The organism is Mesobacillus maritimus (assembly GCF_023715205.1).
GTDB classification, from domain to species: Bacteria; Bacillota; Bacilli; order Bacillales; family Cytobacillaceae; genus Mesobacillus_B; species Mesobacillus_B maritimus_C.
Genome location: NZ_JAMBNR010000002.1, coordinates 342,036 through 369,035 on the forward strand (window position 1 = coordinate 342,036; position 27,000 = coordinate 369,035).

Below are 27,000 nucleotides of genomic sequence, written 5' to 3' on the forward strand. Positions count from 1 at the left end.
TATACATATTATGTGTTGTTTTGAAGGGAGTAGGGGTTATGAAATTGTTCTGTGACTCGGAGAAATTAGATGACTATTTACTTGAGTTAAATGAAGTTAATTATTCTAATCCAATTATCAAAGAAAAGGCAGATGAACTTTTTCATCATTCTCAAACGGAAATTGAAAAAGCTAAAATCGCTTTTGAATTTGTTCGTGATGAAATTGCTCATTCTTGGGATATCCAATCAGAGCGGGTAACTTGTCATTCATCGGAAGTATTGGACTTTAAAGAGGGTATTTGTTATGCCAAATCACACTTATTAGCGTCTTTATTGCGTTCACAGGGAATCCCAACAGGTTTTTGTTACCAAAAATTGATGTTATTTGATACCCCAGAAAAAGGGTATTGTATCCACGCATTGAATGCGATCTTTCTGAAATCACTTAATAAATGGATTAGGGTCGATGCTCGTGGGAATAAAAAGGGAATTGATGCTCAATTTTCAACTGATGAAGAAAAATTAGCTTTTCCCATTCATGAAGAACTTGGTGAAAAGGATTATCCAGTGATTTATGCTAACCCACATCCAAAAATTGTGGCTGTTTTAGGAGAAAATACGAATGCATTAGAAATGTATAAACACCATTTGCCAAATAGTTTGTAGTTGTTACCCCTAATGGGTGCCTTTCTTTGGTATGGAGATGTGTTTTTTTATGCCTTCATTTTTTTTAAAAGGGTGCGGGGGATTAGTCTATTATACTATATGCCTCAATTTAAACTTAATCACGCTCTCCGTGTCCAAGGGTGTTGGACGATGTACCTGTGTCCTACATGGTTCTACAATATTTTTAAAATTACCTATTTTCAATTTGGTAGATTCTATGATATATTAATACCAATTTAATATAATCAACTTAAATAAGTGCTCACGTTTGTGAGGTAAAAGGGAAACTAGTGAAAGTCTAGTACAGCCCCCGCTACTGTAAGAGCTGATGAAATTACAATACCACTGAGAAATCGGGAAGGTGTAAGAGTAAAAAGAAGCTTAAGTCAGGAAACCTGCTTATTTATGCGAGACTAACTTTTCGGAGGGAGAAGTATAGGTGGGACAATGTTACGATTGTTTTTGATGTTTCAGTATGCTTTTTTTGTGCTGTCATTTCAAATGCCTGTATTCCTTTTAAAAGGAGTGCAGGCATTTTTTAGTTTGTAAGAAAAAATAAACCTTGTCTAGCTTCAATGCCAACCCTTCGAGGTCACGAGCCTCGCAATAACAAAGAGCACCTTTCCAAGGGGCTCGTCTTGTGCCATGCAGGGGGCAAGGCGTTTTGAGATTTTCTAAATGGGAGGTAAGGCTATGAAAAAAGGAAAAATTTTTGTTGTGGGCTTCGGTCCAGGTGATCGGGAGCATATTACAAAACGAGCAATAGATGTCCTGAAACAGAGTGATAGTATTATTGGTTATAAAACATATGTGGAGCTCATCGAACCGTTCGTAACAGCAAAATCCATCGTCAGTACGGGGATGACAGAAGAAGTGTCTCGTGCCCAAGAAGCTGTAAAACAAGCTGAAGCAGGAAACCTAGTCTCGGTGATTTCTAGTGGTGATTCAGGGGTATATGGGATGGCTGGATTAGTGTATGAAGTCCTGATTGAAAAGGGCTGGACTGAAAAAGAAGGAATTGCAGTCGAAATTGTCCCAGGTATTTCAGCGATTCATTCATGTGCGAGTATACTAGGTGCGCCCATCATGCATGATGCCTGCACGATTAGTTTAAGTGATCATTTAACGCCTTGGACAGTGATTGAAAAGCGGATTGAAGCAGCCGCGATGGCGGATTTTGTGATCGCCTTATACAACCCGAAAAGCGGCCGGAGGACACGTCAAATTGTAGAGGCACAAACCATTCTATTAAAATATCGTTCTCCTAACACACCAGTGGGGCTTGTAAAAAGTGCCTTTCGTGAAAATCAGAATGTCGTCCTGACCACATTGGCAGACATGCTTGAACACGATATCGGAATGCTGACAACGGTCATAATCGGGAATTCTTCTACTTTCTTTTATGACAATAAAATCATTACCCCGCGAGGGTATCAGCGTAAATATACGTTAGGGGAAGAGGAACAAAGGTTAAAACCACATCAGCGTTTAAAAAAGGAAGCTGAACCATGGGCATTAAATCAAGAAACAGGGGAAGCTCAGGCAGGTTATGAGCAAATCGAACGAAAAAAACAAGAAGGGAGCTCATTAGATGTTGCCTTAAAGGCTTTATCCATGGTGACGAAAACCGACATAGAAAATTCAATGTTCGTACAACAGCCAATCGAGAATATTTTTGAATTCGCTGTTTCACCTGGTGTTGCCAACAAATTTATCAAGCCAGAGCAAATGCGCGTATTAGCAGAAATCATTGATGAAACAGGGACTCTGGAATATACACCAGATCATCGTTTTTTAGTCAAGATTCCAACAACTGATCCTGAATCCATTATTGAAAAACTTGAACAACATCATCTAATTGTCATGCCAATGGGAGATGTTTTGAATTTAAAAGCTTGTGATTTTTGCTACGGTGAAAAAGCAGAGTCGATTCCATATGCAGAAGAAATTGCATCAAATTTGGGGGGCCTAAAGCTTCCAAAAGAATTACATATTGGATTCAACGGCTGTGGGATGGCCTGTTATCGGGCCGTATTTGATGATATTGGGATTGTGTATCGAAAGAAGAAATTTGATTTATTTATTGGAGCAAAGCCGGTTGGCCGTACAGCCCATGCAGCACAGCCAGTAGCAGAAGGAATTGAACCTGATCAGCTACTGCCGTTATTAACTGAATTGATTGAAGAATATAAACAAAATGCCCATCCAAATGAACGGCTTTTTAAATATTTTAAACGTGTGAAAAAAATTCGGTCATTTATCTATCACGATATGAGCTCCAAAATTAAAGTCGAGCCGGCACCATGTGGGGATTAGGAGGAACAGATGATTTTATTTTTAGCAGGAACAAGTGATGCGAGGGCATTGGCGATTCAATTGCAAAATCAAGGCTATCCTTTATTGGCAACGGTTGTCACAGAATCGGCAGCCGAGAGTTTAACTACCCACCAGATCCCTAATCAAGTGGGGCGGTTATCTGTCGATGACATGACGGCACTGATTCAGAAGCAAAACATGACTTGTGTGATTGATGCCAGCCATCCGTATGCCGAAGAAGCGTCGAAAACGGCGATCGCAGCAGCAAGAGCATGTGAGATTCCCTATATTCGGTATGAACGTCCTAAAGAACAGTTCCTATCTCCACTCATTACGGAAGTGGAAAGTTATGAAGATGCAGCGAAATTAGCCCAATCTCACAAAGGCACGATCATGCTGACAACAGGCAGCAAAACGTTAGAAATCTTTACGAAATATTTAATGCGCGAAGAAATTCGGCTTATTTGCAGGATGCTTCCAAATGTCGGGAACATGGAAAAGTGCAATCAGTTAGGGATTAAACAAAAGGACATTATTGCGATTCAAGGTCCCTTTTCGGAGTCATTAAATAGAGCCCTATGTGAGCAATATGATGTCACTTTATTGATTACAAAAGAAAGCGGCAAAGTGGGAGCGGTTGATGAAAAAGTGACAGCGGCTTTGCAACTAGGAATTCCGGTTATTTTAATCAAACGACCAGCGATTGAATATGAGAATTTATGTGTTTCTTTTGAAGAAGTCACTCAACGATTGGGAGGAATAATTCATGGCAAATACGAACTTTAATACCAAATTTGTGCCGGTAACAGTTGATCCAGACAAAATTTATGATCATAGTTTCGCCATCATTAAAGAGGAAATGGGTGAACATTCATTCACGGATGAACAGTGGTTAGTGGTTCGAAGAGTCATCCACGCTTCAGCAGACTTTGAACTCGGTCGCAGCATGATCTTTACACCAGATGCGATTGAGGCAGGGGTTCAATCGATTCTAGCGGGCCGTCATGTCGTGGCAGATGTCCAAATGATTGAAAGTGGTTCAGGTCGAAAACGATTCCGAAAGCATGGCGGGGACCTTCATTGCTATATAGCCGATGAAGATGTGGCAAAAGAAGCGAAAGCTCAAGGAACAACACGGGCGATTATTTCGATGCAAAAGGCAACTCGTTTACATAAAGGAGGAATCTATGCGATTGGCAATGCGCCAACGGCGTTGTTGGAATTAATTCGGTTAATTAAAGAAGGCTTGGCAAAACCGGACTTAATTATTGGCATGCCAGTTGGCTTTGTGTCAGCAGCAGAATCGAAAGAGGAGTTAGCCTTACTTAAAGGAATCCCATTTATTACAAACAAAGGAAGAAAGGGTGGCAGTACAGTGACGGTTGCTGCACTGAATGCCATTTCGATCATGGCAGATGAACGGGCAAAAGAAACGAAATAAAAAGGATCCTTCCCAAATGCGTCACGGCTATACGACAGGAGCTTGTGCAACAGCGATGACCAAGGCAGCACTAAAAGCACTTATCGAGGGAAAGGTTCCAGATGAAGTCACGATTTATTTGCCGGTAGGCCAGTATGCAACATTTAAAGTATCCGCATTTGAAGTGTCAGATGACTGGGTTATGTGTGAAACAATCAAAGATGCGGGAGACGATCCAGATGCAACCCACCAAGCGCGAATTCAAAGCACTGTTCGGTATTTAAAAGGAGAAGGCATCCATTTAGATGGTGGGGTTGGTGTCGGGCGAGTGACAAAAGCAGGATTACCTGTTCCTGTGGGGGAAGCGGCGATCAACCCCGTGCCGCGCAAAATGATTTATGGTGTAGTTCAAGAAGCACTTGAAAAATTTCAGCTGGATTGTGGAGTTGAAGTGGTGATTTCGGTCCCTGATGGTGAAGAGATCGCTGAAAAAACATTAAATGCGCGTTTAGGCATTATCGGTGGAATTTCGATATTAGGGACACGAGGAACCGTGGTACCATTCTCCAGTTCTGCTTTTATGGCAAGTATCGTGCAGGCAATCAATGTCGCAAAAGAAGCTGGATGCGAGCATTTAGTCCTTACAACGGGCGGACGCAGTGAAAAATTTGCCATGATGCAGTATCGTCATTTGCCAGAAGAAGCCTTTATCGAAATGGGCGACTTTGTCGGTTTTACGCTGAAGAATATCGCACGGCAGAAGATTCCTAGAGTCTCGTTAGTTGGGATGATGGGGAAATTCTCAAAAGTGGCCCAAGGCGTGATGATGGTTCACTCAAAAAGTGCCCCGGTTAGCTTTGAGTTTTTAGCAGGGATTGCCAACAAAGTAGGGGTAGATGAAAAGACGCAGCAAGAAATTTTACAGGCGAATACAGCTTCACAGGTGGGGGAAATGCTTCAAGGAAACGGTGCCTTCTTTGCAGCCCTTTGCAAAAACTGCTGCTACTATGCGCTGAATCATATGGGTACGGACATCAAAGTATCGACAACCTTGTATGCGATGAATGGAGATTGTTTAGGAAAGGCTGAGAAGATTGACAAATTGGATGAAGATGATTGGTATCGGGGATAATGGCGCTGAAGGATTGCTCCCACAATATGTAGAGTGGATCCATGAATGTGATGTCCTTGTCGGTGGGGAGCGTCATTTACAATTTTTCCCGGAATTTAAAAAAGAGAAAAGAGTGATCAAAGGCGGTTTGGCAGCATTAACGGCTAAATTACAGCAAGAAACACGAAAGGTTGTCATTTTGGTGTCAGGTGATCCCCTGTTTTATGGGCTGGGAGGTGTGCTTGCAAAGAAGCTTCCTTTAGAGATTTATCCTTATCCCAGCTCGGTTCAGCTCGCTTTTTCGAAACTACAAGAAAGCTGGCAGGATGCGTATATTGTCAGCCTGCACGGTCGTTCGATAAAAGGGTTGGCACAAAGAATTGATGGGCGCAAGAAGATTGCGATTTTAACAGATGAAACGAATTCTCCTCAGACAATCGCAACCTATTTAAAGCGATTCGGCATGACCGAATATGAGGCCTTTGTGGCTGAAAATCTCCAGGGGGAAAACGAGCGTTGCCGTTCCTTTACCTTAGATGAAATGGAACAAACTTCTTTTTATCCATTGAATGTGGTGATTTTAAAACAGCGTAAGGTTGTCGAACGCGCTTCTCTTGGCATTCCTGATGACGCCTTTCTTCAGCGAAAGCCGGATAAAGGACTCATTACGAAAAAAGAGATTCGAGTTTTAAGTTTACAAGAATTAGAGCTTAAGGAAAATAGTATTGTTTGGGATATTGGAACCTGCACAGGGTCGGTAGCGATTGAAGCAGCGAAAATCGCTCGCGAAGGTGCCGTGTATGCAATCGAAAAAAATGAGGGTGACCTCGACAATTGTTTGAAAAACCAATGTATCCATCGGACCGATTTTACTGCAGTCCTTGGGAAGGCACCTGACCGTTTGGATGAATTTCCAGATCCGCATGCGATTTTTATTGGCGGAAACGGTGGCAATATGGAGCATTTATTGCAAATCTGTATTTCACGTTTACAGCCCAAAGGTCGGCTTGTGATGAATATTGCGACAATCGAAAATCTAGCAGAAGCGCTTCAGCATCTAAAAGCATTAGGCTGTGATGTATCGATTTTGCAGGCGCAAATGTCAAAAAGTAAACCAATTTTACATTTAACACGGTTTGAACCGTTAAATCCAATCTATATTGTGACAGCAAAGAAAGGAAAAGAAAAATGAGAATAGGAACATTATATGGTTTAGGTGTGGGCCCTGGAGATCCAGAATTAATCACGGTAAAAGCCTTTCGCAAATTACAGGAAAGCCCAGTCATTGCTTATCCAAAAAAATTAAAAGGCAGTAAATCGTATGCCCATCGAATTGTGGAAGTCTATATTAACCCGAAAGAAAAAGAGATGCTTGGTCTTGTATTTCCGATGACAAAAGATGAAGATACCCTTCGCACGGAATGGACAAAATCAGTGGAAGCGATTTACCGCTATATCGTTCAAGGAAAAGATGTTGCGTTTGTGACCGAAGGGGACCCGATGTTGTTCAGCACATTTATTCATTTAATGAATGTAATGAAATCGATTCACCCAGATGTCCCGATTGAAACGGTTGCAGGAATCTCTTCGTTTAATGGTTCAGCGAATCGCTTAGGTATTGCATTGGCGGATGGGGATGACCATGTCGCGATGGTTCCTGCTACAGAGGATATAGAAGAAATGCGCCGGGTGATTGAAAGTCACGATGCGATTGTTTTTATCAAAGTAGCGAAAGTTTTAGACAGCATGCTGGATTTATTAGCAGACATGAATTTATTAGAAAATACACATGTCGTGACAAAAGTGACATCAGATGAAGAGGTCATTTGGAAGGTCAATGAACTTAGGGGTGCAGAATTAAACTACTTGTCCTGTATGGTGGTGCGCAAATCATGAAGAAAATTTGGATTATCGGAGCAGGGCCTGGAGACCCGGATTTAATAACGGTGAAAGGTTTAAAGCTTTTAAAAGAAGCGGATGTTGTCATGTACACCGATTCCCTCGTAAGCGAGACGTTAGTAGCAGAAGCAAAGGAGTCAGCAGAAATCATCCGCACTGCAGGGATGCATCTACAAGAAATGGTGGATTGTATCGTTGAACGTGTCAACGCAGGCAAGACGGTTGTCCGTTTACATACAGGAGATCCAGCGATGTACGGGGCAACGATGGAGCAAGTAGCCTTATTGAAGCAACATGAAATTAGCTGTGAAATCGTGCCAGGGGTCAGTTCTGTTTTTGCTTCTGCTGCAGCTGTTGGGGCCGAGCTTACGATTCCCGAATTAACGCAAACGCTTATTTTAACACGGGCTGAAGGGCGTACACCTGTACCAGAGCGGGAAAAATTACAAGCACTGGCAAGCCATCACTGTACAATTGCCATGTTTTTAAGTGCGACATTAACAAAGAAAATTACGAAAGAATTGCAAGCAGCGGGGTGGGCAGACGATACGCCTGTTGCGGTTGTCCAACGTGCTTCGTGGCCAGATCAAAAAGTTGTTCGGACAACACTAGTTGAATTAGATGAAGCCATGCGGGTCAATGGCATTCGCAAGCATGCGATGATTCTCGCAGGCTGGGCGCTAGACCCAGAGATCCATGAAAAAGAGTATCGTTCGAAGCTATATGACAAGACGTTTACCCATGGCTTCCGTAAAGGTGTGAGTGCGAATGATTCGGTTAAATGAAGGGGAAATTGCTGTAATTGAAAAACGTAAACCATATGCCCTCGTAGCCATTACAAAGCACGGGGTGGCACATGCAAGAAGCTACGCGGAAAAATTCCCATATGTGGACCTCTATTATATGAAGAAATTCGAGCAAGGCGACGAAGAGTCTCGTCAAATTCAATTATTTGATGGGACGGTCCGCCTATTATTGCCCGCTTTGTTTCAGCAGTACAAAGGCATCATTTGTGTCATTTCGCTCGGTGCGGTCGTTCGAATGATTGCCCCCCTTTTGATCGATAAAAAGAAAGATCCTGCCGTATTGGTGGTGGATGATAAAGGGCAGTATGTCATTAGTGTATTATCAGGACATATTGGCGGGGCGAATGCCTTAACCGATGAATTTGCCGATGCGATTGGGGCAACGCCTGTTGTGACAACCGCATCAGATGTTCAAAAAACGATTCCAGTCGATTTATTTGGGGCCCAATTTGGATGGATGTGGGAGAGTGAAGAAAAGCTAACACCTGTTAGTGCATCGGTAGTCAATGAAGAGCATGTTGCGATTGTGCAGGAAACAGGGGAAAAAAATTGGTGGACGTATGAGCGAACCATGCCGGAACATTTGAAAATTTATCCTTCGATAGAGGAAGCAATCCTTGCCAAGCCACAGGCGACATTGCTGATTACCGATCGGTTGATGGAGGCAAAGGAAGAGGTACTCCTTGAGAACGGAGTGCTGTATCGTCCAAAATCACTCGTCCTTGGCATTGGCTGTAATCGCGGTACGACCATGGAAGAAATCGAACAAGTCATCTTGGAAACATTAGCGGAGCTGCGGTTAAGTAAAAAAAGTGTCAAAGCGGTTGCGTCCATCGATTTAAAGAAAAATGAGCTAGGCTTGCTTGAATTAACTGCTAAGTATAACTGGCAGTTTGTGACTTACACTCCTGAAGAGCTAAATGAAATCCCAATCGATAATCCGTCGGAAACCGTCTTTAAATACACAGGGGCGTATGGGGTCAGTGAGCCGGCCGCGATGCGCTATGCGAATGCGAAAGAATTATTGTTAGAGAAAAAGAAAAGCGGAAATGTGACCATTTCCATTGCCCGTGTCAACTTTGAGGAGGGAGAAGGATGAATCGATTTGTTCTTGCTGGTTCAGGAAGCGGTGTTGGAAAAACAACGTTTACCATTGGGATCATGCGGGCTCTGATGAAACGAGGTTTAACCGTCCAGGGCTTTAAATGTGGTCCCGATTATATTGATCCCACCTATCATACTGCGGTCACAAAACGGCCTTCTCGAAATATTGATAGTTTCATGATGTCCCATGATACCGTTCGGGCCATTGTCGCTAGAGCAAGCCAAGATGTCGAGGTAGCGATGATTGAAGGAGTTATGGGCTTTTATGATGGCAAATCCCCATTATCAAATGAAGGATCGGCTGCTGATCTTAGTGAAATCACAAAAAGTCCAGTCATTTTAATTTTCAATGCCGCAAGTATGGCAAGAAGTGCGGCTGCGATTGTGAAAGGATTTCAACTGTTAGAGGAACACTCGAATATCGTGGGGGTTCTTGCCAATCAATTAGGAAGTAAAAGCCATTTTGAAATTGTAAAATCGGCGATTGAACAAGAATGTGGGATTCCTGTTATTGGTTATCTGCCCAAAGGAGCAGTCCCGACGTTGCCAAGTCGCCATCTTGGATTGGTGCCAGCAATTGAACGTGGTGATTTAGATTCGTATTTTGATAGACTGGCAGAAGCAATTGAAGAAACAGTAGATTTGGAGCAACTGCTGGACATCACAAAAGCCCAATCTTTGGACGTTCCTGTCTCCATTTTTGATCCACAGCCACAAGGACAAGAAGTACATATTGCCGTTGCCAAAGATGCGGCCTTTAACTTTTACTATGAGGAAAATTTAGAATTGCTACGTGCGTATGGGGCAACCTTGCATTTCTTCTCGCCATTAAAAAATGAGGAAGTTCCCAAAATAGCGCAGGGACTGTATATTGGTGGCGGTTTTCCGGAAGAGTTTGCCGAAAGCTTAGCGAAAAATGAGGCGACGAAGCAATCCATAAGAGCGGCGCTTGAGCGGGGACTGCCAACATTAGCAGAATGCGGCGGTTTTATGTTTTTAACAGAGGAAATTGTGAATCGACAAGGACAAGTCTTCCCGATGGTGGGGGTCATTCCAGGACGTGTGCGGATGCAAGCGAAATTAGCGGCACTTGGCTACCGGGAAATGACTGGTGTTCCAGGCAATTTCTTATTGAATGAAAGGGAGCAGGCAAAAGGGCATGAGTTCCATTATTCAACGTATGAAGGAGAAGATTCATCACCTGCTTATTTTAGTAAAGGCCGTTTTCGAGCGCAACAGGAAGGTTATTTACATAAAAAACTTGTTGCTGGCTATACCCACTTTCATTTTGCTTCAAATCCACAGCTTGTGAAAAATTGGCTGACTACCTGTTTGGAGGGAGAACAATGAATTATTTCCCATTATTAATGAATATTGACTACAAAAAGGTTGTGATTGTTGGGGGCGGACATGTAGCGCGTCAAAAAGTGGAAGCCCTCCTTTCAACAAAAGCGCTGCTGACTGTGATTAGCCCAGCGGTAACCGATCAATTGCAGCACTATATCAAGGAAGGGCTTGTAACCTGGAAAGAAAAAGCATTTGAGCCGTCTGATTTAGACGATGCAGCCTTGATTTTCGCGGTTACGGATGACGAAGAGGTCAACAATGCAGTAGAAGAAGCGACACAGCATTGGCAATTACTCAGTCGGGCGGATGCAAAAGGACGTGTGGATTTTATTAACCCAGCCGTCGTTCGTCGCGGTGATTTTGTTGTAACGGTATCGACATCTGGAGCCAGTCCAGGGCTGACGCGCCAAATAAAGGCGGACTTAGCCGAGCAATACGGAGAACATTATGCGCAGTATGTTTCGTTTTTAAAAGAAGCACGTCAGAAAATTTTAAAATTGTTTACGGGCGATGCGAAAAAACAGCGATTAGCCGAGCTCCTCGATCCGCGAGTTTTAAAGTGGATTGAGCAAGGTGAAAAGCAAAAATGTGACGCCTGGCTACAGCAGTGTTTAGGAGGAAAACAGTGAGCGGGTTTGTCTATCTAGTAGGAGCTGGCCCTGGGGATCCAAAGCTATTGACCCTTCGTGGACTAGAGTGTATTCAGCAAGCAGATGTGATTTTGTATGATCGTCTCGTGAATACAGAATTATTAACCCACAGGAAAACGGGAGCTGAGCTCATTTATTGCGGAAAAGAGCCAGGAAAGCACGGACTGATACAAGATGAAATTCATCGTTTGCTGGTGGAACAAGCCAAACTTGGAAAGCAGGTCCTGCGCTTAAAAGGCGGTGACCCCTTTGTCTTTGGACGTGGGGCAGAAGAAGCAGCGATTTTACGGCAAGTTGATATTCCTTTTGAAATCGTGCCTGGAATAACAGCGGGAATTGCCGCGCCTGCTTATGCGGGTATTCCTGTGACCCACCGTGATCATGCAGCAAGCTTTACGATTGTGACAGGGCATCGCCGCATCGATCAGGAGCAGGATTTTTTAAATTGGCCGGCACTTGCCCAAATGGATACGGTTGCCTTTTATATGGGCATTGGCAATATCGCGTATATTGCGAAAAGTTTAATCACTTATGGAAAAGAAGCAATAACCCCTGTTGCCGTAATTGAATGGGGAACAACCAAAAACCAGCGTACGATTATTGGGAATCTATCAACGATTGCCCAAGAAATTCAAACCCACCGTATCACGAATCCATCGATGATTTTAGTAGGGGATGTGGTTAACGTACGGGATCAAATCGCCTGGTTTGCAGAAAAGGAGCATGAATTATGTTAGAGGCATAAAAAAACCGCCGTGCGATTCGACAATTTGAACCACGTGAGGTCGAACAGAACAAAATTGAGACATTATTAGAAGCCGCCACGTATGCACCAAATGACCGCATGCGTGAGCCCTGGCATTTCTATGTCTTAAAGGGCGACAGCTTAAAACGTTATGAGCAAGTCGCATTGGATTATTTACAAAAACGCTTCCCAACGAAACCACATTTAGTGGAGAGTTCAATGAACGCAATCACCAAAACACCGCTTGTTATTGTAGTGACATCCGCGATTGTGGATGGCGACGAAGGGGCGACAAAGGATAATGCCTTTGCAGTCAGCAGTGCGATTATGTCGATGTGGTTAATGGCCGAACAGTTAGGGCTCGGCATGGTATGGCGAACACGTGGTGTTGGCCTCGTTCATGATACAGCACTACATGATTTTATTGGTGCATCTGACCAAGAGCAATTAGTCGGAACATTGTGCATTGGGTATCCAGCGGAAGAAATGAGTTCCGTTAAAAAGCGAACACCATTTGCAGAAAAAACAACATGGCTATAAGGAGGGGTGGAATGACACGACAGGGGATGGTGTTAGTCTATACTGGCGAGGGCAAAGGAAAAACAACCGCTTCGCTTGGTGTCACCTTACGTGCAATAGGACGTGGCATGAAGGTGAAATATTTTCAATTTATTAAATCCCCTGAACGTACTTATGGGGAACAAATCGCGCTTAGGAAACTTGGGGTTGAAACCGTGCAGTTAGGGGTCGGATTTACATGGACGAAAACACCAGAAGTGCATCGCGAAGCGCTAGCAAAGGCTTGGCAGCTGGTAAAAAAAGAGTTGCAGGATGAAACAACTGATTTATTGGTGTTGGATGAGCTGAATAATGCGTTAGCGATCACCCGGTTTCCCATTGAGGATGTATTAGCTTTATCAGAAGTGGTCGAGGCGATACAAAACCGCCCCAAAACGATGCACTTGGTGATTACAGGGCGCTCTGCCCATCCTTCTATCCTCGCATTAGCGGATTTAGTCTCAACAATCGAGGCAACCAAACACTATTATGCAGAACAAGATGTTCAGGCGATGAAGGGGCTTGAGTTTTAATGAAGGCGATTATGATTCAAGGAACAGCATCGGATGTTGGCAAAAGTGTTTTATGCACGGCACTCTGCCGCATTTTGGTGAATGATGGCTATCGAGTGGCCCCATTTAAATCACAAAATATGGCACTGAATTCCTATATCACGAAGGAGGGGGGAGAAATTGGCCGCGCGCAGGGTGTCCAAGCAGAAGCGGCAAAAATTGAAGCTACAACGGATATGAATCCCATCCTCCTTAAACCAAAAGGGGATATGGTGTCAGAGGTGATTTTACATGGTAAACATTTTGCCAATATGGATGCAATGTCGTATCGCGAACAGTTTGTTGAGCAAGTCATGCCCGAGATCCGTCAATCACTAAAACGCTTAGAAAAACAGTATGAGGTGTTAGTGCTAGAAGGGGCAGGAAGCCCAGCGGAAATCAATTTGAAAAGTCGGGATATTGCCAATATGCGCATGGCCCATGAAACCGATGCATCGGTGATTTTAGTAGCGGATATTGAACGTGGTGGAGTATTTGCTTCACTCATTGGAACATTGATGTTACTGGATGATCAAGAGCGTGCGCGTGTGAAAGGAATCATCATTAATAAATTCCGAGGGATAAAGGAATTGCTCACAAACGGGATTGCATGGCTGGAGGAGGAAACAGGCATTCCAGTACTTGGTGTCATCCCCTATCTGGATGTCCAAATTGAAGCTGAGGATTCAATGGCTTTATCAAGTCTACGCTTAAAAAAGCCACAGCAACAAGAATTTGACATTGATGTGGCGGTCATTCGTTTGCCTCGTATCTCGAATTTCACCGACCTCGACCCATTATATGAAGAGCCAGGTGTCGGTGTCCGGTTTGTATCCTCTTTAAAAGATTTAAAAAATCCTGATGTCATTCTTTTACCTGGATCCAAAAATTCAGTTGATGACTTTCTCTGGTTAGAAGAAACGGGTTTAGCACAAGGAATCTTGCGGATGTCAAGACGAGGAACGCGTATCGTTGGGATTTGTGGGGGCTATCAAATGCTTGGTCAAACCATTTTGGATGAGCAGGCGATTGAAGGCAGTGGAGGTACATATCGAACGCTTGGAATATTACCGATTGAAACCACATTCAGCGAAGAAAAACAAACGGTACAAGTAACGGGGGTCACCTATACAGGTCATGCCATCACAGGTTATGAAATTCATCTAGGTCGCAGTACACCGATTCAACCCGTTCAGAGTTTCGTCCAATTAGACGACGGCAGAGAAGATGGGGTTTATACCGAGCAAGTGATCGGTACATATGTACATGGTATTTTCCAGAACCGCACGTTCACCCGTGATTATTTCAATACCATTCGGGTGGAAAAGGGTTTGGAAGAAGTCTCAAATGAAATTCTTTCAGATTATGACCGACGTGAAGAGGCCTATGAAATGCTGGATCATCATGTACGGAAACATCTAGATATGGAAAAAATATACAACCTCATCCATTCATCAGGAAAGGAATCGGATGACAGGGAGTGAAAGAGCGGGAGACCTCGCAGAAGCAATGCGAAAAGGGCGTAGGAATGTCCGCGGACAGCAAAGTGCTTGAAGTAAAAAGGTTCAGCAGCCACGTTTCCCACAGCTTTTTATTCAAGCTGCGCCAAGGAATAGAAATACTCCAACTAAAATGGTGGACCTAACAGGATCGAGGAAGGGGAAACAAACAGGATAAATACAGAAACCGGTTGTCCATATATGGAGTGGAGATTGAGGAGAAGATTCAATGATAAAAGGATCCCCATTGGAAATTGATTTTGAAAGGTTATGGAAAGAAGCTATGTTCGATTGGCTTGGGAAGATGCCCGAACGAATGGTCAATGATGAGCTAGAAGAGGCCTTTTGGGCACAGTCGATGAAGAAAAAGAAAAACAAACAAACAGATGATTATGCGAAAAAAATCTACGAAAAAATCAAACCGCATATCCCACAGGATGCAAGTTGTATTGAAATTGGACCAGGTTGGGGGAACTATACATTTCCACTTCGGGAGGATGTCAAACGTTTAACGTTGATTGATGGTTCGGAAAGCGTGCTTTCCTATTTAAAACCTTATTTTGAAAACGATGCATCTGTTCAGTTTGTTCATCGGAAGTGGGAAGAAGCAGACATTGAACCACATGATGTCGTAATCGGGGTGAACTGCTTTTACCGTATGTATGAAATGAAGGCGTCGTTGAAAAAAATGAACGCACTCGCGAAAAAGCGTGCCATCATTGGCTTAACAACAGGTCCGATTCAACCACATTACGTTGTTTTAGATGAGCAGTTTGGCTATGACATTCAATATCCGCGCCGCGATTATATTGGGATCGTTAATATGCTGTATCAGTTAGGGATTTATGCAAATTGTGAAATGATCAAGCTGGAGCGTGAGCATCGTTACGACACATTGGCGCACTTATATGAAGCACAAAGCAAAAAAATCCGCTCTCCCCAGTTTGACCGGGCGCATGTGGAAGCATCACTCGAACGTTTGATTGGATTCGAGGATGGCCAGTATGTTTACCGTTATCCATTCTATGCTGCGATCATTAGTTGGGAGCCTGTGAAGGGACATGAGTAAGGTTCGTTTTCTATTTTTAATCTGGGCTTTAATTGGGGGCTTGCTTGCTACGATGACGTTTGCGGTCATGGTCGGTTCAGTTGATCTAACACCGAGTTTGATTTGGGAAGTGCTGCTTCAGAAACTCGGGATACTGTCAGAGGCAGCGGCTTCAAAACCACAGAGCGTGATTATTTGGGAAATCCGTTTCCCGCGTATTGTACTAGCGGCGATTGTAGGAGCAGCACTGTCGATAAGCGGAGCAGCGATTCAGGCATTAGTAAAGAACTCGATTGCAGATCCATACATTTTAGGGGTCTCGTCAGGTGCATCCGTTGGGGCAACATCGGTCATTTTATTCGGTGCATTTGGTGCTCTTGGAGTCTATGCCCTATCCTTTGCTGCTTTCTTAGGGGCCATTCTCTCGGTATTGATTGTGTTTTTTTTAGCACGTGTCAATGGACGGACATCGGTGATCCGGCTCCTGTTAGCAGGGATTGCCGTATCGATGGTCCTCTCCGCCATAACTAATTTTATACTGATGATGTCTAAGCAACAAGGTGGGATTCAAGCGGTTATGCATTGGATGCTCGGTAGTCTAGCAGGAGCGAAGTGGTCAAATCTTGGGATCCCTTTTTTTACGTTGCTCCTCGTCTTTATCCTTCTCTTCAGCCATTACCGGCAACTGAATGCTCTCCTGCTTGGTGAAGAAACAGCTGCAACTCTTGGCATTAGCTTAGACGGGTTTCGGATTTTTATTATCTTGTTTGTCTCGTTACTCACAGGTGTGGTGGTTGCGGTTAGTGGAAGCATCGGCTTTGTCGGTTTAATTGTCCCGCATATTGTGCGCATGATGGTTGGCTCTAATTACAAGTTGGTCTTACCGGTTAGTGCTTTAATCGGTGCCATTTTCTTGGTATGGGCGGATTTGGTCGCACGGACGGTGATTTCACCTGAAGAAATGCCAATCGGAATTATTACGGCAATTTGCGGGAGCCCTTTCTTTATTTGGATGCTTAGACGCCGGAGATATTCTTTTGGGGATGGTGAATAAGGATGTTGCAAGTTAAAAATGTATCATTATCCATACTCGACAAGCACATTTTACATAATCTTACGTTTTCCATCGACCAAGGAAAATTTGTTGGCATCATTGGCCCGAATGGAAGCGGAAAATCGACGATGTTAAAAATCATTTATCGTCATCTTAAACAAACGAGCGGCTTGGTGACGTTAGATGAGAAAGATCTGGGTCATTTCGCACAAAAAAAATTGGCACAGGAACTAGCCGTTGTCACTCAAGAAACACCCGTCCTCTTTGATTTTACCGTAGGAGAGATGGTGATGATGGGGCGAACGCCTTATAAAAAATGGCTTGCCAACGATAACGAGGATGACTTTGCCATTGTCGAAGATAGCATGCGGCTCGCAAACGTACAGCATTTGAAAAACCGTCCTTTCAGTCTCTTATCCGGTGGGGAAAAGAAGCGTGTGATGCTTGCGCGCGCCCTCGCACAGCAGGCGAACATTCTCATTTTAGATGAACCAACCAATCATCTGGATATCGAACATCAGTATCAATTGATGGATTTGGTAAAGCGTCTTCCGATTACAATTGTGGCCGCCCTGCATGATTTAAATTTAGCAGCGGGCTATTGTGATGAATTATTGGTGATGAAGGATGGGGAGCTCTATCTGGAAGGAACACCGGAACAAGTGCTGACAGAGGAGACATTGAAGGAAGTTTTTCATATGCAGGCTGGGATTTCAAGAAACCCATTTACAAAAAAACTTCACTTGTTTTATCATACAGAACGTTAAAAAGGATTGGGGAAATATTGAAAAAGCAAATCATTGGAACATTCGTATTTATAACGGCATTGCTTTTATTATCAGCATGCAAAGGTGAGGAAGCAAAAACAGATGTGCAAGCTGAGCAAACAGCTGAAACTGAGACAGTTGTAATAGAGAATGAAGGGGTAGTTCTTGAATACGAAGAAGCGCCAAAACGGGCGATTTCTTTAAATCAGCATGTGACCGAAATCATGTTAGCACTTGGTTTAGAGAATCGGATGGTTGGGACCGCATACTTGGATCATGACATTTATGAGCCGTTACAAGAAGCATACGACAAGGTACCCGTATTGGCTGAACAATATCCTACAAAAGAGCAAGTGATCTCAGTGGAAGCAGATTTCTTATATGGCGGCTGGGAAAGTGCCTTCAACGAGAAAAATATTGCATCACGTGAAGAATTAAAAGAGTTAGAGATTAATAGTTACTTACAATCGTCATCGATTAAAATAGCGCCAACGATAGAAGATATTTATTCAGATATTCGCAATATCGCAAAAATCTTCCGAGTAGAAGATCGTGGTGAGGCGTTAATTGACCAAATGAACCAAGAGATTGATGGGATTATCTCTCAGCTACCGGAAGTGACAGAGCCATTGGATGTTTTCGTATATGATAGCGGCGAAACGGATGTGTTCACTGCCACTCAAAACTTTATGAATACTCTGATCACGATGGTTGGTGGCGAAAATGTTTTCGCTGATGTGGAAGGAAAATGGGCGACCGTATCAAAAGAGGATGCAGTCGAGCGTCAGCCGGAAGTGATTGTTGTGATTGATTATGGTTCAACAACAGCAGAACAAAAAATAGAATTCTTGAAAACAGATCCCGCCTTAAGCCAAACACCGGCTGTACAAAATGAGCATTTTGTCATTTTGCCATTATCGTCAGCATCTGAAGGGGTTCGGGTAGCAGAAGCACTCGAAATTTTAGCAAAAGGCTTCTATCTTGATGCCTTTTAGGGGCTGAACAGCTATAAAGCAATGTGGGGAAAGCAACAATGAGACAGGTTACAAAATCATTGGAAAAACATCAAAACAGATTCGTATCGGAGTGGCGGATTCATTAGAAGGGGGAGGTCACATTATGACAACTTGGAATCTAGAGCAAATGCAGCGTCATTTACTCATTTGCAATGGGGCAACTTGTATGGGAGCAGGAGCGGAAGAGGTCACAAAGCAGATTCGTGATGAAATCCGTAAAAATCGGTTGGATGAGCAGATTCATACATCGCGGACACGCTGTAATGGCCGATGTAAAGATAAATGCGTCGTTATTGAATATCCAAAAGGGACATGGTATTCGGTTCAACAAGAAGAGACAGCGCGTAGCATTGTTCATGAAGCAGTGGGAGAAGAAGCGATCATCTATTCAATGGAGCACGGTGTACGAAAACGGAGCGAAACCCGGATTAAAGGTATCGATAAATATAAGAAGGGAAACGGATTGATGAAAAAAGCTGTTTTATTTGTTGGACATGGCAGTAGGCTAGAAGCAGGGAATAGAGAGGTTCGCCAATTTATCGAGGAAACAAAAGATTCCATTGATCCAGCCCTTTTAGTCGAAACTTGTTTTCTAGAATTTGCCTCACCGAATATTGAAGAGGGAATTCAACTGTGTGTTGAAAAAGGGGCGGATGAAATCCATGTGATTCCGATCATTTTATTACATGCTGGACACTCGAAATTGCACATTCCAGCAGAAATAGAACATGCGAAAGAGCATTTCCCTGATGTTCGATTTACCTATGGGCAAACAATCGGTGTTCATGAGGAAGTATTTGAAATTTTAAAAACAAGACTGACGGAAGTGGGTTTTGATGTGAATCAGAACCATGAGGATACAGCCATCTTATTAATTGGCCGAGGTGGCAGCGATCCATATGCGAATGGTGATTTTTATAAAATAACTCGGTTATTATGGGAAAAATTAAACGTACCGATCGTTGAAAGTGCCTTTATGGGGGTCACGACGCCAACTGTCCAAGATGGGATGGAACGTTGTATGAAACTGGGGGCGAAAAAAATCATCATGCTCCCGTATTTCTTATTTACAGGAATTTTAATGAAAAGAATGAATCAAATGGCCGAACACTTTAAAGAGACGTATCCGCATGTCTCCATTGAGATTGCATCGTACTTTGGGTATCATCCAAAATTAAGCACGGTCTTATTAGAACGGATGAACCAGGCCATCGACGGTACATCCACAGGGATGCAGGATTTAGAAAACTTCCGTCAATATGCCAAAGAACATGGGTATGAGCATCATCATCATCATTGAGTGACAAGGGGACATTTACTGTCCCTATAGGTAAAACCGAACCATAATTTTTAAACACCTTTAATTTTCTGTTAGCAAACTAGAAACATCCAATTGTTTTAAAATATGCAAAACTAACGAAGCAATAGAATAGGTATTCTCAAGGGTGGTCGGCACATCCCCATTAAGAAAGGGGGTGGTGTATGACAGTTTTTGAATCACTAATGATGGCGATTGCTTTTGCAAGGTTAATCGTTGCCATCCAATCATTTAACCATAAAAAATAATCCACCCTTGAGTTAGAGACTCAGGTGGATTATTCTACCCATATAGCCGACCCCTTTTTGGGAACCGTTTATTGCTAGACTGGACATGTTCGCGCATGTTCGGTCCTTTTTTACTTTATGCTTTAATTAATTATAGTATAACGAAAAACTAGGTAGGGACAGGGGGACATCGTCCAACTAGGGGGTTGTGATCTTTTTCGCAATGATGGAAGTGGCTTTTTTTGGATTCAAGCGATACAAAAAGTCCATTAATTTTGCATCGTTTCTGGCTAATACTCGGTATTTGTTATTTTCCATCCCGCTTATAATAATGACAGCTGCTTCGGTTGGGCTGAGCAACTTATAAGAATGATTGTCGACTTTTCCGATTTCAATTCCAGCGTTCCGGACGAGGTTCGTATCGACGCCACCAGGAAAGACGATGGTCACGCCGACATTGGTATTTCTAAGCTCTAAGTGAAGGCCTTCCGTGAACATTTTAACGGCGGCTTTTGAAGCGCAGTAAATCGATTGAAGCGGTACAGGAAGAAAGCCACCCATGCTGGATACATTGGTAATATGAGCTTCTGGTCGCTCTATAAGGTGGGGCAAGAAGGATTTACACATATAAAGCGTACCGTAAAAATTAACATCCATCACTCTTTGAATTTGTTCATAATCTAGATCATTCACATTGTGAAAAGGTTGAATAATGCCTGCATTGTTGATCACTCCATCAATGCATCCGTGAACGGAGTTGATTTCTTCTGGAAGCTTCTCCACATCCTCTCTGTTAGCCAAATTTGCGAAGTGTGTTGAAATGTTGTCTCCATACACAGTTGCGAATGATTTGATTTCCTCTAGCCCGGATTTATGGATGATGGCTGCGACTTTCGCTCCTTTCTCTAAAAGTTGGCTAACGAGTTCTCTTCCAATCCCGCCCCCAGCACCAGTCACGACGATGACTTTACCGAATACTTTCATTGTATTCCCCCATATTTTCTGTGATGGAAAATGAAGCTAATAAATATATATATGTAGGTTTTTGGTATGACATTCTTTTTCGATTTTCGCAAAAACCTGATTCGAAGGCCCCATCTCTCATTTGATTTGGAGCACTTTTCACATTTTGGGGGGGAATTTAACGAAATCTCAATCAACAACATCCTTAATAAATTCAGCAAGAAACCTAGAAACAACATCATCTTCTTACATAAGGGAAAGTATGGTAATATCATATATAATTAAGAAAATTCTTTAAGATTGGTAATGAATACAATTGCAGAATAGTTGTAGTCTTATAGTTCTATTTAAAATATCGCTAATAATGGAACAATTGTAACGCATCTTTTTAGCGTAACATAAAGACGAATGAGGAAAGGGAGGCTTACTTTTGAATACAAAATACCTAGATTTACTAGCACAAAAATATGATAATGAAGAAAAAGTCGTAACGGAAATTATTAATCTAGAAGCCATCCTTAATCTACCAAAGGGTACAGAGCATTTTGTGAGTGATTTACATGGGGAGTATCAAGCGTTTCAGCATGTGTTAAGAAATGGCTCGGGGAAGGTTAAGGAGAAAATCGAAGACCTTTTTAAAAAGGTATTAACAGAAAAAGAGATTAAAGAATTTGCAACCTTGGTGTACTATCCTGAAGAAAAAATCAAGTTAATTAAGAATGGTTTTGATAATGAAGAAGAGCTGCATCAATGGTATACCGTGATCATTGAGCGGATGATTAAACTGGTTTCTTATGCCTCTTCGAAATATACTCGGTCGAAATTACGCAAGGCATTGCCTAGTCAGTTTGTTTATATTATCGAAGAACTTCTATACAAAGCAGATGAATTCACCAATTTTAAAGATGCTTATTATACAAAAATTGTTCAACAAATTATTTCCCTTGGTCAAGCGGATAAGCTAATTACGGGCCTAGCGTATACGACACAGAGATTGGTCGTGGATCATCTTCATGTTGTCGGGGATATTTACGACCGTGGACCTGAGCCTGATAAAATTATGGAAGCCCTCATTCATTATCATTCTGTTGATATTCAGTGGGGAAATCATGATGTCCTATGGATTGGTGCCTTTGCTGGTTCAAAGGTGTGTCTGGCCAATATTATTCGGATCTGTGCTCGTTATAATAATTTGGATATTATTGAAGATGTGTATGGAATCAATCTTAGACCACTGCTTAATCTAGCGGAAAAGTACTATCAAGATAATCCGGCCTTTCGCCCAAAAATCCAACCAGGTGAAACGATATCAGACGAAGAAAAATTACAGATTACGAAAATTCATCAAGCGATTGCGATGATTCAGTTTAAACTTGAAAGCCCTATCATCAAGAGACGACCGAATTTTGAGATGTCTGAAAGACTTTTACTTGAGAAAGTAGATTTCGATAAAAAAGAAATCAATCTTCGCGGAACTAAGTATTCACTTGAAAATACTTGTTTTGACACCGTTAATCCCTCGCAGCCTGACCAGCTTTTGGAGGAAGAAGCACAAGTGATCGACAAGCTGTTATTTTCTGTTCAACACTCAGAAAAACTCGCAAGACATATGAACTTTCTGATGAAAAAAGGCAGTCTTTATCTGAAATATAACGGAAACTTATTAATACACGGCTGTATTCCATTAGATGAAGATGGAAATATGGAAAAAATGGTGATTGAAAACAAAACCTATGCAGGTCGTGAATTACTGGACATTTTCGAACATTATTTGCGTTATGCTTTTGAACATCCTGAAGAAACAGATGACCTTGCGACAGATATGGTGTGGTATTTATGGACAGGACAATATTCATCTCTTTTTGGAAAAAGAGAAATGACAACCTTTGAACGGTATTTCATTAAGGATAAGACCACACATAAAGAAATGAAAAATCCATATTACTATTTACGTGAAAATGTGGAAACCTGCCGCAACATCCTAACAGAATTTGATCTTGACCCCGATCATGGTCATATTATCAATGGGCATACACCCGTTAAAGAAATTAATGGAGAGAATCCGATTAAAGCAAATGGAATGATGATTGTAATTGACGGGGGCTTTTCAAAGGCTTATCAATCAACAACCGGTATTTCAGGTTATACATTATTATATAATTCCTTCGGCATGCAACTTGTCGCCCATCAGCAATTCAATTCAAAAGAAGATGTCCTACGAAATGGTACAGATGTTTTGTCAGTTAAAAGAGTGGTAGATAAAGAGCTTGAAAGAAAAAAGGTTCTCGAAACGAATGTTGGCGCCGAATTATTACAGGAAATAAGTATTTTGAAAAGCTTGTTGGAATATCGGTATATGAAGCGGGAGAAAGGGCCTAAGGAAAGTGTTTCAATCCAATAGATACGAAAAGGACTAAGTGGGTGTTTTAACATTATGTGTATAAGGACGTCCAAAAAGGAGACAAAGGGGACTTTGTCCTAGCTTGTCTATAAAATCGTGTCTGATGTTGCTATAGGTAAAAAGCCGCTAACTAATTAGTTGGCGGCTTTTTACAATCTTTTTCGGGGTGCTAGGCATCGGTTCAGAACCGTTGCGTTGCTGGTTATTTTTGTTTATAAAGGTCGACAAATGCATTGAAAATCTCGATTCCTTGATAAGAAAAAAGAGAAAGTGCAGTTAGAGAAAACATCCCGATTATAACGAATCGCATCCACATCATATTAATAGCCTCCTTTGATTTTTTAATGTGCATATTTCAAAGGAGCTACTACTACATTATTAGACTGATAAAATACGGCTTGAAGAAAATGGCGTTTTTTATCCGCATGGACATGAATGAAACTGACTTTAATCAGGCTGAGAATCACGATTACTAGGTATGGAACCGTAAAAAAGTAACCGGAATGATCATCAATATCTTGACTATTTTCAAAATAGGAAGATTCAAAGCTTAAAGTATCTAAAACATAGTTGTCATGGTTGGGAATCCCACTACCCATATCAGACTGTACGCCAAATAAATGTGTAACAGTAGGCAGGGCCAATAAGATCATCATGAGTAAAAAACGATTCATAGGTTTCACCAACCTTTTAGGGATTATTACAATATATACAATGGAAATGATTATAACACAAAAAAGATTGAGTGTAATAGGAAAAAGTTTCCTCAGGAGATCGGTGCATTTGTTTGTAGAGAAGCATAGGAGAAATCCGGGTACGATTAATTAGAGCAGCTGTTTCTTGCGCCAATAGATCATTTTTAACTAAGTCTGTTCATACCAGCGGGGAAATGAAAATTGGATGAAGGAATATGTAAGAAAAAGAATTTACCACTTATTCAAGGATATACAATTCCCCTCTAGAAGGAACATTTGGTGAAGAGTGCCAGTCACTGTTCGATAAGAGTCACGCTTTTTTGTTGACTTTATTGTACAAACTGGGAAGAAAAAAATATAAAAAGCAGACCATTTAGAGTAGTCTGCTTCATAATATTAACTTATCTCAAATTAATAACCACCACCGACGTATGCAGAACCGACGATGATTAAAAGGATAAATAGAACGACGATTAGTGCGAAACCAGCACCACTTCCGTATCCTCCACCACTCATATCTAACACCTCCTTATTAGAAGCTAATGTATAATATGATGGTTAAATGTGTTCGATTGGACATGTTAATTAAAACATTCACCTATTTTTTTATATTAATAGTGCACCCTATAAGAGAATTAGTTCAAAGTGCAGGTACGAATGAAATGATTCATGTTTTAAGGATGGTGCTAAAAGAAACATATTTAAATAGAGATCTATCAGAAGGATTGGGTATTTGTGTTACAGCCAAAGACAGTGAATTTGATTTTGTTTCCAGGGTGTTTTTCCCTGAGTTAAAAATAAACGAAGACCCATTAACAGGAGGCGATGTTTTAATAATGAAGTTCGCTCTTTCTTATTGAAGTTATCTGCCAGAAGTGTACAATAAACATTTAAGCATCCTTAACAAAATTGGAAAGTAGTGGAATGAAATGAAGAATTACGATATTATCTTTTTTGATCTAGATGATACGCTGTTTGATTTTCCGAAATCAGAGCAAGAAGCCTTTACTAAAGTTTTTAATCAATATAATATCGTCGATAACTTAAATCTATACAAACAGAGTTACCGAGAGATTAGTAGAAAATTGTGGAGCGATTTAGAAAAGGGAAAAATGAGCATTGATAAACTAGGTTCTGAGCGATTTAGGAGATTATTTCTAGAACATGAACTTGAAATGGACGCAGTTGTATTCAATCAAGATTATTTAAAACTTCTTGGAGAACAATCACCCCTCATCCAAGGAACTGAAAAAGTGATGAGAGAGCTCTCGCATAAACGTCTAGCCGTTATTACTAACGGTTTCACAGAGGTACAAACATCTAGAATAAACAATTCACCGTTAAAAGATACATTTGAACACCTGATTACCTCTGAAACGACTGGATTTCAAAAACCACAAACTGAAATTTTTGATTTTGCTTTTCGTCAGTTACAGATTACAAATAAATCCAACGTACTCATGGTGGGGGACTCGTTGACTTCTGATATTCAAGGGGGAGTGAACTATGGAATTGATACGTGTTGGTACAATCCTAACGATAAGGAAAATCGCACCTCTTTAAAACCTACTTACGAAATCAATAATTTAGAGAGCTTGTTAGAGATTATAAAATAAACAAGGATATTCTATCTTTCTAGCTTAGTCCGATTGCTAAAGTCACCTGCCATTGGTATTTTATACTTCAAAACCGAACCATTCCATTTCTTTCTATGACCTAAATCACCAATCGAGTCATATTCTTCAATACCAGCAGGTAATTTGATGATTATAAAGAAGTTAACTTCCACACGAAAAAAATCGAGTGAAACAAGGGTGGGATTGAATGTGTTAATGAAGCCAAAAAAATTGCAACCGGGAGATTGTGTTGCAACCGTGAGTCCTTCTTGGGGAGGAGCAGGGGAGCCAGAACTTAGATGGCGATATGAACAAGGGGTAAAGAGACTAGAAGAAACTTTTGGACTGAAAGTGATCCCTATGCCGAATAGTTTGAAAGGGGGAGACTATCTTTATAAAAATCCGCAAGCTCGTGCGGAAGATTTGATGATGGCATTTAAGGATAAGAGGATAAAAGCGATCATTGCAAACATTGGTGGGGAAGATAGTATTCGCTTGCTTCCCTATATTGATTTTGACGTGATTCGTGATAACCCGAAAATTTTTATGGGTTACTCGGATGTGACCATTCCCCATTTGTTTTGCCATAAAGCAGGAATTTCTTCTTTTTATGGCCCAGCCATTTTAACCGATTTTGCTGAAAACGTGGAGATGGATCCATATACGATTGAAATGGTGAATCGAACACTTTTTTCAACTGAGGCGATTGGTGAAATTCAACCTGCGAATGAATGGACGAGTGAGCGTTTATTATGGTTAGAAGAGAATAAGGACCGTCGAAGGGCGATGGTGAAAAATTCAGGTTACGAGGTACTTCAAGGATCTGGTGTAGCACATGGACGTTTGATTGGTGGCTGTATCGAGGTTTTAGAGTTTGCCAAAGGAACAGAACTTTGGCCAGAAAAGAAATACTGGGAGAATAGCATCCTTTTCTTTGAAACATCGGAAGAAAAACCGGATCCCAGTTTAATTAGGTATTGGCTGCGAAATTATGCTGCCCAAGGCATTCTACAAAAAGCGAAGGGAATCATATTTGGGAAACCACAAGATGAGAAGTATTATGAGGAGTATAAAGAAGAAATTAAAACCGTCATGAAGGAATATGATTTGGAGGATTTGCCGATTCTTTATAACTTGAATTTTGGTCATACCGAACCGAAATTTATCTTGCCATATGGTGCAATGGCAGAAATCAATTGTGAAAAAAGGACTTTCGCCATTCTAGAAAGTGGAGTGGACTAA

At 41.6% G+C, this 27,000-nt stretch carries 26 protein-coding genes, 1 pseudogene and 1 riboswitch; of the genes and pseudogenes, 24 read left to right on the forward strand and 3 right to left on the reverse strand.

What is annotated here, in order from left to right; all coding sequences use genetic code 11:
• Positions 1–38 precede the first annotated feature (38 nt).
• The 20 genes and pseudogenes from M3182_RS04080 to M3182_RS04175 all read left to right on the forward strand — a co-directional run bounded on the left by M3182_RS04080 (position 39) and on the right by M3182_RS04175 (position 19,838).
• Positions 39–647, forward strand: coding sequence for a transglutaminase-like domain-containing protein (locus M3182_RS04080; protein ID WP_251556731.1), 609 nt, complete (start codon positions 39–41; stop codon positions 645–647).
• Positions 648–886: 239 nt separating this feature from the next.
• Positions 887–1,064: riboswitch (cobalamin riboswitch) on the forward strand.
• Between the two features lie 276 nt (positions 1,065–1,340).
• Complete coding sequence (cobJ, locus tag M3182_RS04085) at positions 1,341–2,963, forward strand: precorrin-3B C(17)-methyltransferase (protein WP_251556733.1); 1,623 nt, start codon at positions 1,341–1,343, stop codon at positions 2,961–2,963.
• Between the two features lie 9 nt (positions 2,964–2,972).
• Positions 2,973–3,749: a precorrin-6A reductase gene (gene cobK, locus M3182_RS04090; protein ID WP_251556735.1), complete on the forward strand. Its 777-nt coding sequence runs from the start codon at positions 2,973–2,975 to the stop codon at positions 3,747–3,749.
• Positions 3,730–4,404 carry a precorrin-8X methylmutase gene (locus M3182_RS04095; protein WP_251556737.1) on the forward strand — a complete coding sequence of 225 codons (675 nt, stop codon included), beginning with the start codon at positions 3,730–3,732 and terminating at the stop codon, positions 4,402–4,404. Before cobK ends, M3182_RS04095 begins: the two co-directional genes overlap by 20 nt.
• Entirely contained in the window at positions 4,379–5,515 is a 1,137-nt protein-coding gene (locus M3182_RS04100; RefSeq protein WP_251557099.1) for a cobalt-precorrin-5B (C(1))-methyltransferase, read from the forward strand. Before M3182_RS04095 ends, M3182_RS04100 begins: the two co-directional genes overlap by 26 nt.
• Positions 5,490–6,686: a precorrin-6y C5,15-methyltransferase (decarboxylating) subunit CbiE gene (cbiE, locus tag M3182_RS04105; RefSeq protein WP_251557100.1), complete on the forward strand. Its 1,197-nt coding sequence runs from the start codon at positions 5,490–5,492 to the stop codon at positions 6,684–6,686. Before M3182_RS04100 ends, cbiE begins: the two co-directional genes overlap by 26 nt.
• Positions 6,683–7,390, forward strand: a complete 708-nt coding sequence (cobI, locus tag M3182_RS04110) for a precorrin-2 C(20)-methyltransferase (protein WP_251556738.1) — start codon at positions 6,683–6,685, stop codon at positions 7,388–7,390. The genes cbiE and cobI overlap by 4 nt, the downstream gene beginning before the upstream one ends.
• Entirely contained in the window at positions 7,387–8,178 is a 792-nt protein-coding gene (gene cobM / locus M3182_RS04115; protein WP_251556740.1) for a precorrin-4 C(11)-methyltransferase, read from the forward strand. The genes cobI and cobM overlap by 4 nt, the downstream gene beginning before the upstream one ends.
• On the forward strand, positions 8,162–9,298 hold the full coding sequence (locus M3182_RS04120) for a cobalt-precorrin 5A hydrolase (RefSeq protein WP_251556742.1): 1,137 nt from the start codon (positions 8,162–8,164) through the stop codon (positions 9,296–9,298). The genes cobM and M3182_RS04120 overlap by 17 nt, the downstream gene beginning before the upstream one ends.
• Positions 9,295–10,653 carry a cobyrinic acid a,c-diamide synthase CobB gene (locus M3182_RS04125; protein ID WP_251556744.1) on the forward strand — a complete coding sequence of 453 codons (1,359 nt, stop codon included), beginning with the start codon at positions 9,295–9,297 and terminating at the stop codon, positions 10,651–10,653. The genes M3182_RS04120 and M3182_RS04125 overlap by 4 nt, the downstream gene beginning before the upstream one ends.
• Complete coding sequence (locus tag M3182_RS04130; protein ID WP_251556746.1) at positions 10,650–11,279, forward strand: precorrin-2 dehydrogenase/sirohydrochlorin ferrochelatase family protein; 630 nt, start codon at positions 10,650–10,652, stop codon at positions 11,277–11,279. Before M3182_RS04125 ends, M3182_RS04130 begins: the two co-directional genes overlap by 4 nt.
• Entirely contained in the window at positions 11,276–12,037 is a 762-nt protein-coding gene (gene cobA, locus M3182_RS04135; RefSeq protein ID WP_251556748.1) for a uroporphyrinogen-III C-methyltransferase, read from the forward strand. The genes M3182_RS04130 and cobA overlap by 4 nt, the downstream gene beginning before the upstream one ends.
• Before the next feature lie 8 nt (positions 12,038–12,045).
• A pseudogene (locus tag M3182_RS04140) lies at positions 12,046–12,585 on the forward strand (nitroreductase family protein); the annotation flags it as partial.
• An 11-nt stretch (positions 12,586–12,596) separates the two neighbouring features.
• Complete coding sequence (locus M3182_RS04145) at positions 12,597–13,136, forward strand: cob(I)yrinic acid a,c-diamide adenosyltransferase (RefSeq protein WP_251556750.1); 540 nt, start codon at positions 12,597–12,599, stop codon at positions 13,134–13,136.
• On the forward strand, positions 13,136–14,638 hold the full coding sequence (locus M3182_RS04150; protein WP_251556752.1) for a cobyric acid synthase: 1,503 nt from the start codon (positions 13,136–13,138) through the stop codon (positions 14,636–14,638). The genes M3182_RS04145 and M3182_RS04150 overlap by 1 nt, the downstream gene beginning before the upstream one ends.
• A gap of 244 nt (positions 14,639–14,882) precedes the next feature.
• Complete coding sequence (locus M3182_RS04155; protein ID WP_251556754.1) at positions 14,883–15,722, forward strand: class I SAM-dependent methyltransferase; 840 nt, start codon at positions 14,883–14,885, stop codon at positions 15,720–15,722.
• Positions 15,715–16,755 (forward strand): FecCD family ABC transporter permease, encoded by a 1,041-nt coding sequence (locus tag M3182_RS04160; RefSeq protein WP_251556756.1) that lies wholly within the window; start codon positions 15,715–15,717, stop codon positions 16,753–16,755. The genes M3182_RS04155 and M3182_RS04160 overlap by 8 nt, the downstream gene beginning before the upstream one ends.
• A gap of 2 nt (positions 16,756–16,757) precedes the next feature.
• Entirely contained in the window at positions 16,758–17,522 is a 765-nt protein-coding gene (locus M3182_RS04165; protein ID WP_251556758.1) for an ABC transporter ATP-binding protein, read from the forward strand.
• 14 nt (positions 17,523–17,536) lie between these two features.
• Positions 17,537–18,517: an ABC transporter substrate-binding protein gene (locus M3182_RS04170; RefSeq protein WP_432806685.1), complete on the forward strand. Its 981-nt coding sequence runs from the start codon at positions 17,537–17,539 to the stop codon at positions 18,515–18,517.
• A gap of 124 nt (positions 18,518–18,641) precedes the next feature.
• Entirely contained in the window at positions 18,642–19,838 is a 1,197-nt protein-coding gene (locus tag M3182_RS04175; protein ID WP_251556761.1) for a CbiX/SirB N-terminal domain-containing protein, read from the forward strand.
• Positions 19,839–20,281: 443 nt separating this feature from the next.
• On the opposite strand, the gene M3182_RS04180 is transcribed toward M3182_RS04175, so the two are convergent.
• Positions 20,282–21,067, reverse strand: a complete 786-nt coding sequence (locus M3182_RS04180; protein WP_251556772.1) for an SDR family NAD(P)-dependent oxidoreductase — start codon at positions 21,065–21,067, stop codon at positions 20,282–20,284.
• Between the two features lie 409 nt (positions 21,068–21,476).
• Between M3182_RS04180 and fbp the strand changes: the two genes are divergently transcribed.
• Positions 21,477–23,447, forward strand: coding sequence for a fructose-1,6-bisphosphatase (gene fbp / locus M3182_RS04185; RefSeq protein ID WP_251434384.1), 1,971 nt, complete (start codon positions 21,477–21,479; stop codon positions 23,445–23,447).
• 341 nt (positions 23,448–23,788) lie between these two features.
• Here the strand turns inward: fbp and M3182_RS04190 are convergent, their stop codons facing one another.
• A complete protein-coding gene (locus M3182_RS04190) occupies positions 23,789–24,121 on the reverse strand; it encodes a hypothetical protein (protein WP_251556775.1) in 333 nt (110 codons plus the stop codon).
• A 432-nt stretch (positions 24,122–24,553) separates the two neighbouring features.
• A complete protein-coding gene (locus tag M3182_RS04195; RefSeq protein ID WP_251434392.1) occupies positions 24,554–24,658 on the reverse strand; it encodes a YjcZ family sporulation protein in 105 nt (34 codons plus the stop codon).
• Between the two features lie 62 nt (positions 24,659–24,720).
• Here M3182_RS04195 and M3182_RS04200 point away from each other — a divergent pair, with 62 nt between their 5' ends.
• The 3 genes from M3182_RS04200 (at position 24,721) to M3182_RS04210 (ending at position 27,000) form a co-directional block, all read left to right on the forward strand.
• A complete protein-coding gene (locus M3182_RS04200) occupies positions 24,721–25,002 on the forward strand; it encodes a PhzF family phenazine biosynthesis protein (RefSeq protein WP_251556788.1) in 282 nt (93 codons plus the stop codon).
• Positions 25,003–25,071: 69 nt separating this feature from the next.
• Positions 25,072–25,758, forward strand: coding sequence for a YjjG family noncanonical pyrimidine nucleotidase (locus M3182_RS04205; protein WP_251556796.1), 687 nt, complete (start codon positions 25,072–25,074; stop codon positions 25,756–25,758).
• A 210-nt stretch (positions 25,759–25,968) separates the two neighbouring features.
• On the forward strand, positions 25,969–27,000 hold the full coding sequence (locus M3182_RS04210) for a S66 family peptidase (protein WP_251557104.1): 1,032 nt from the start codon (positions 25,969–25,971) through the stop codon (positions 26,998–27,000).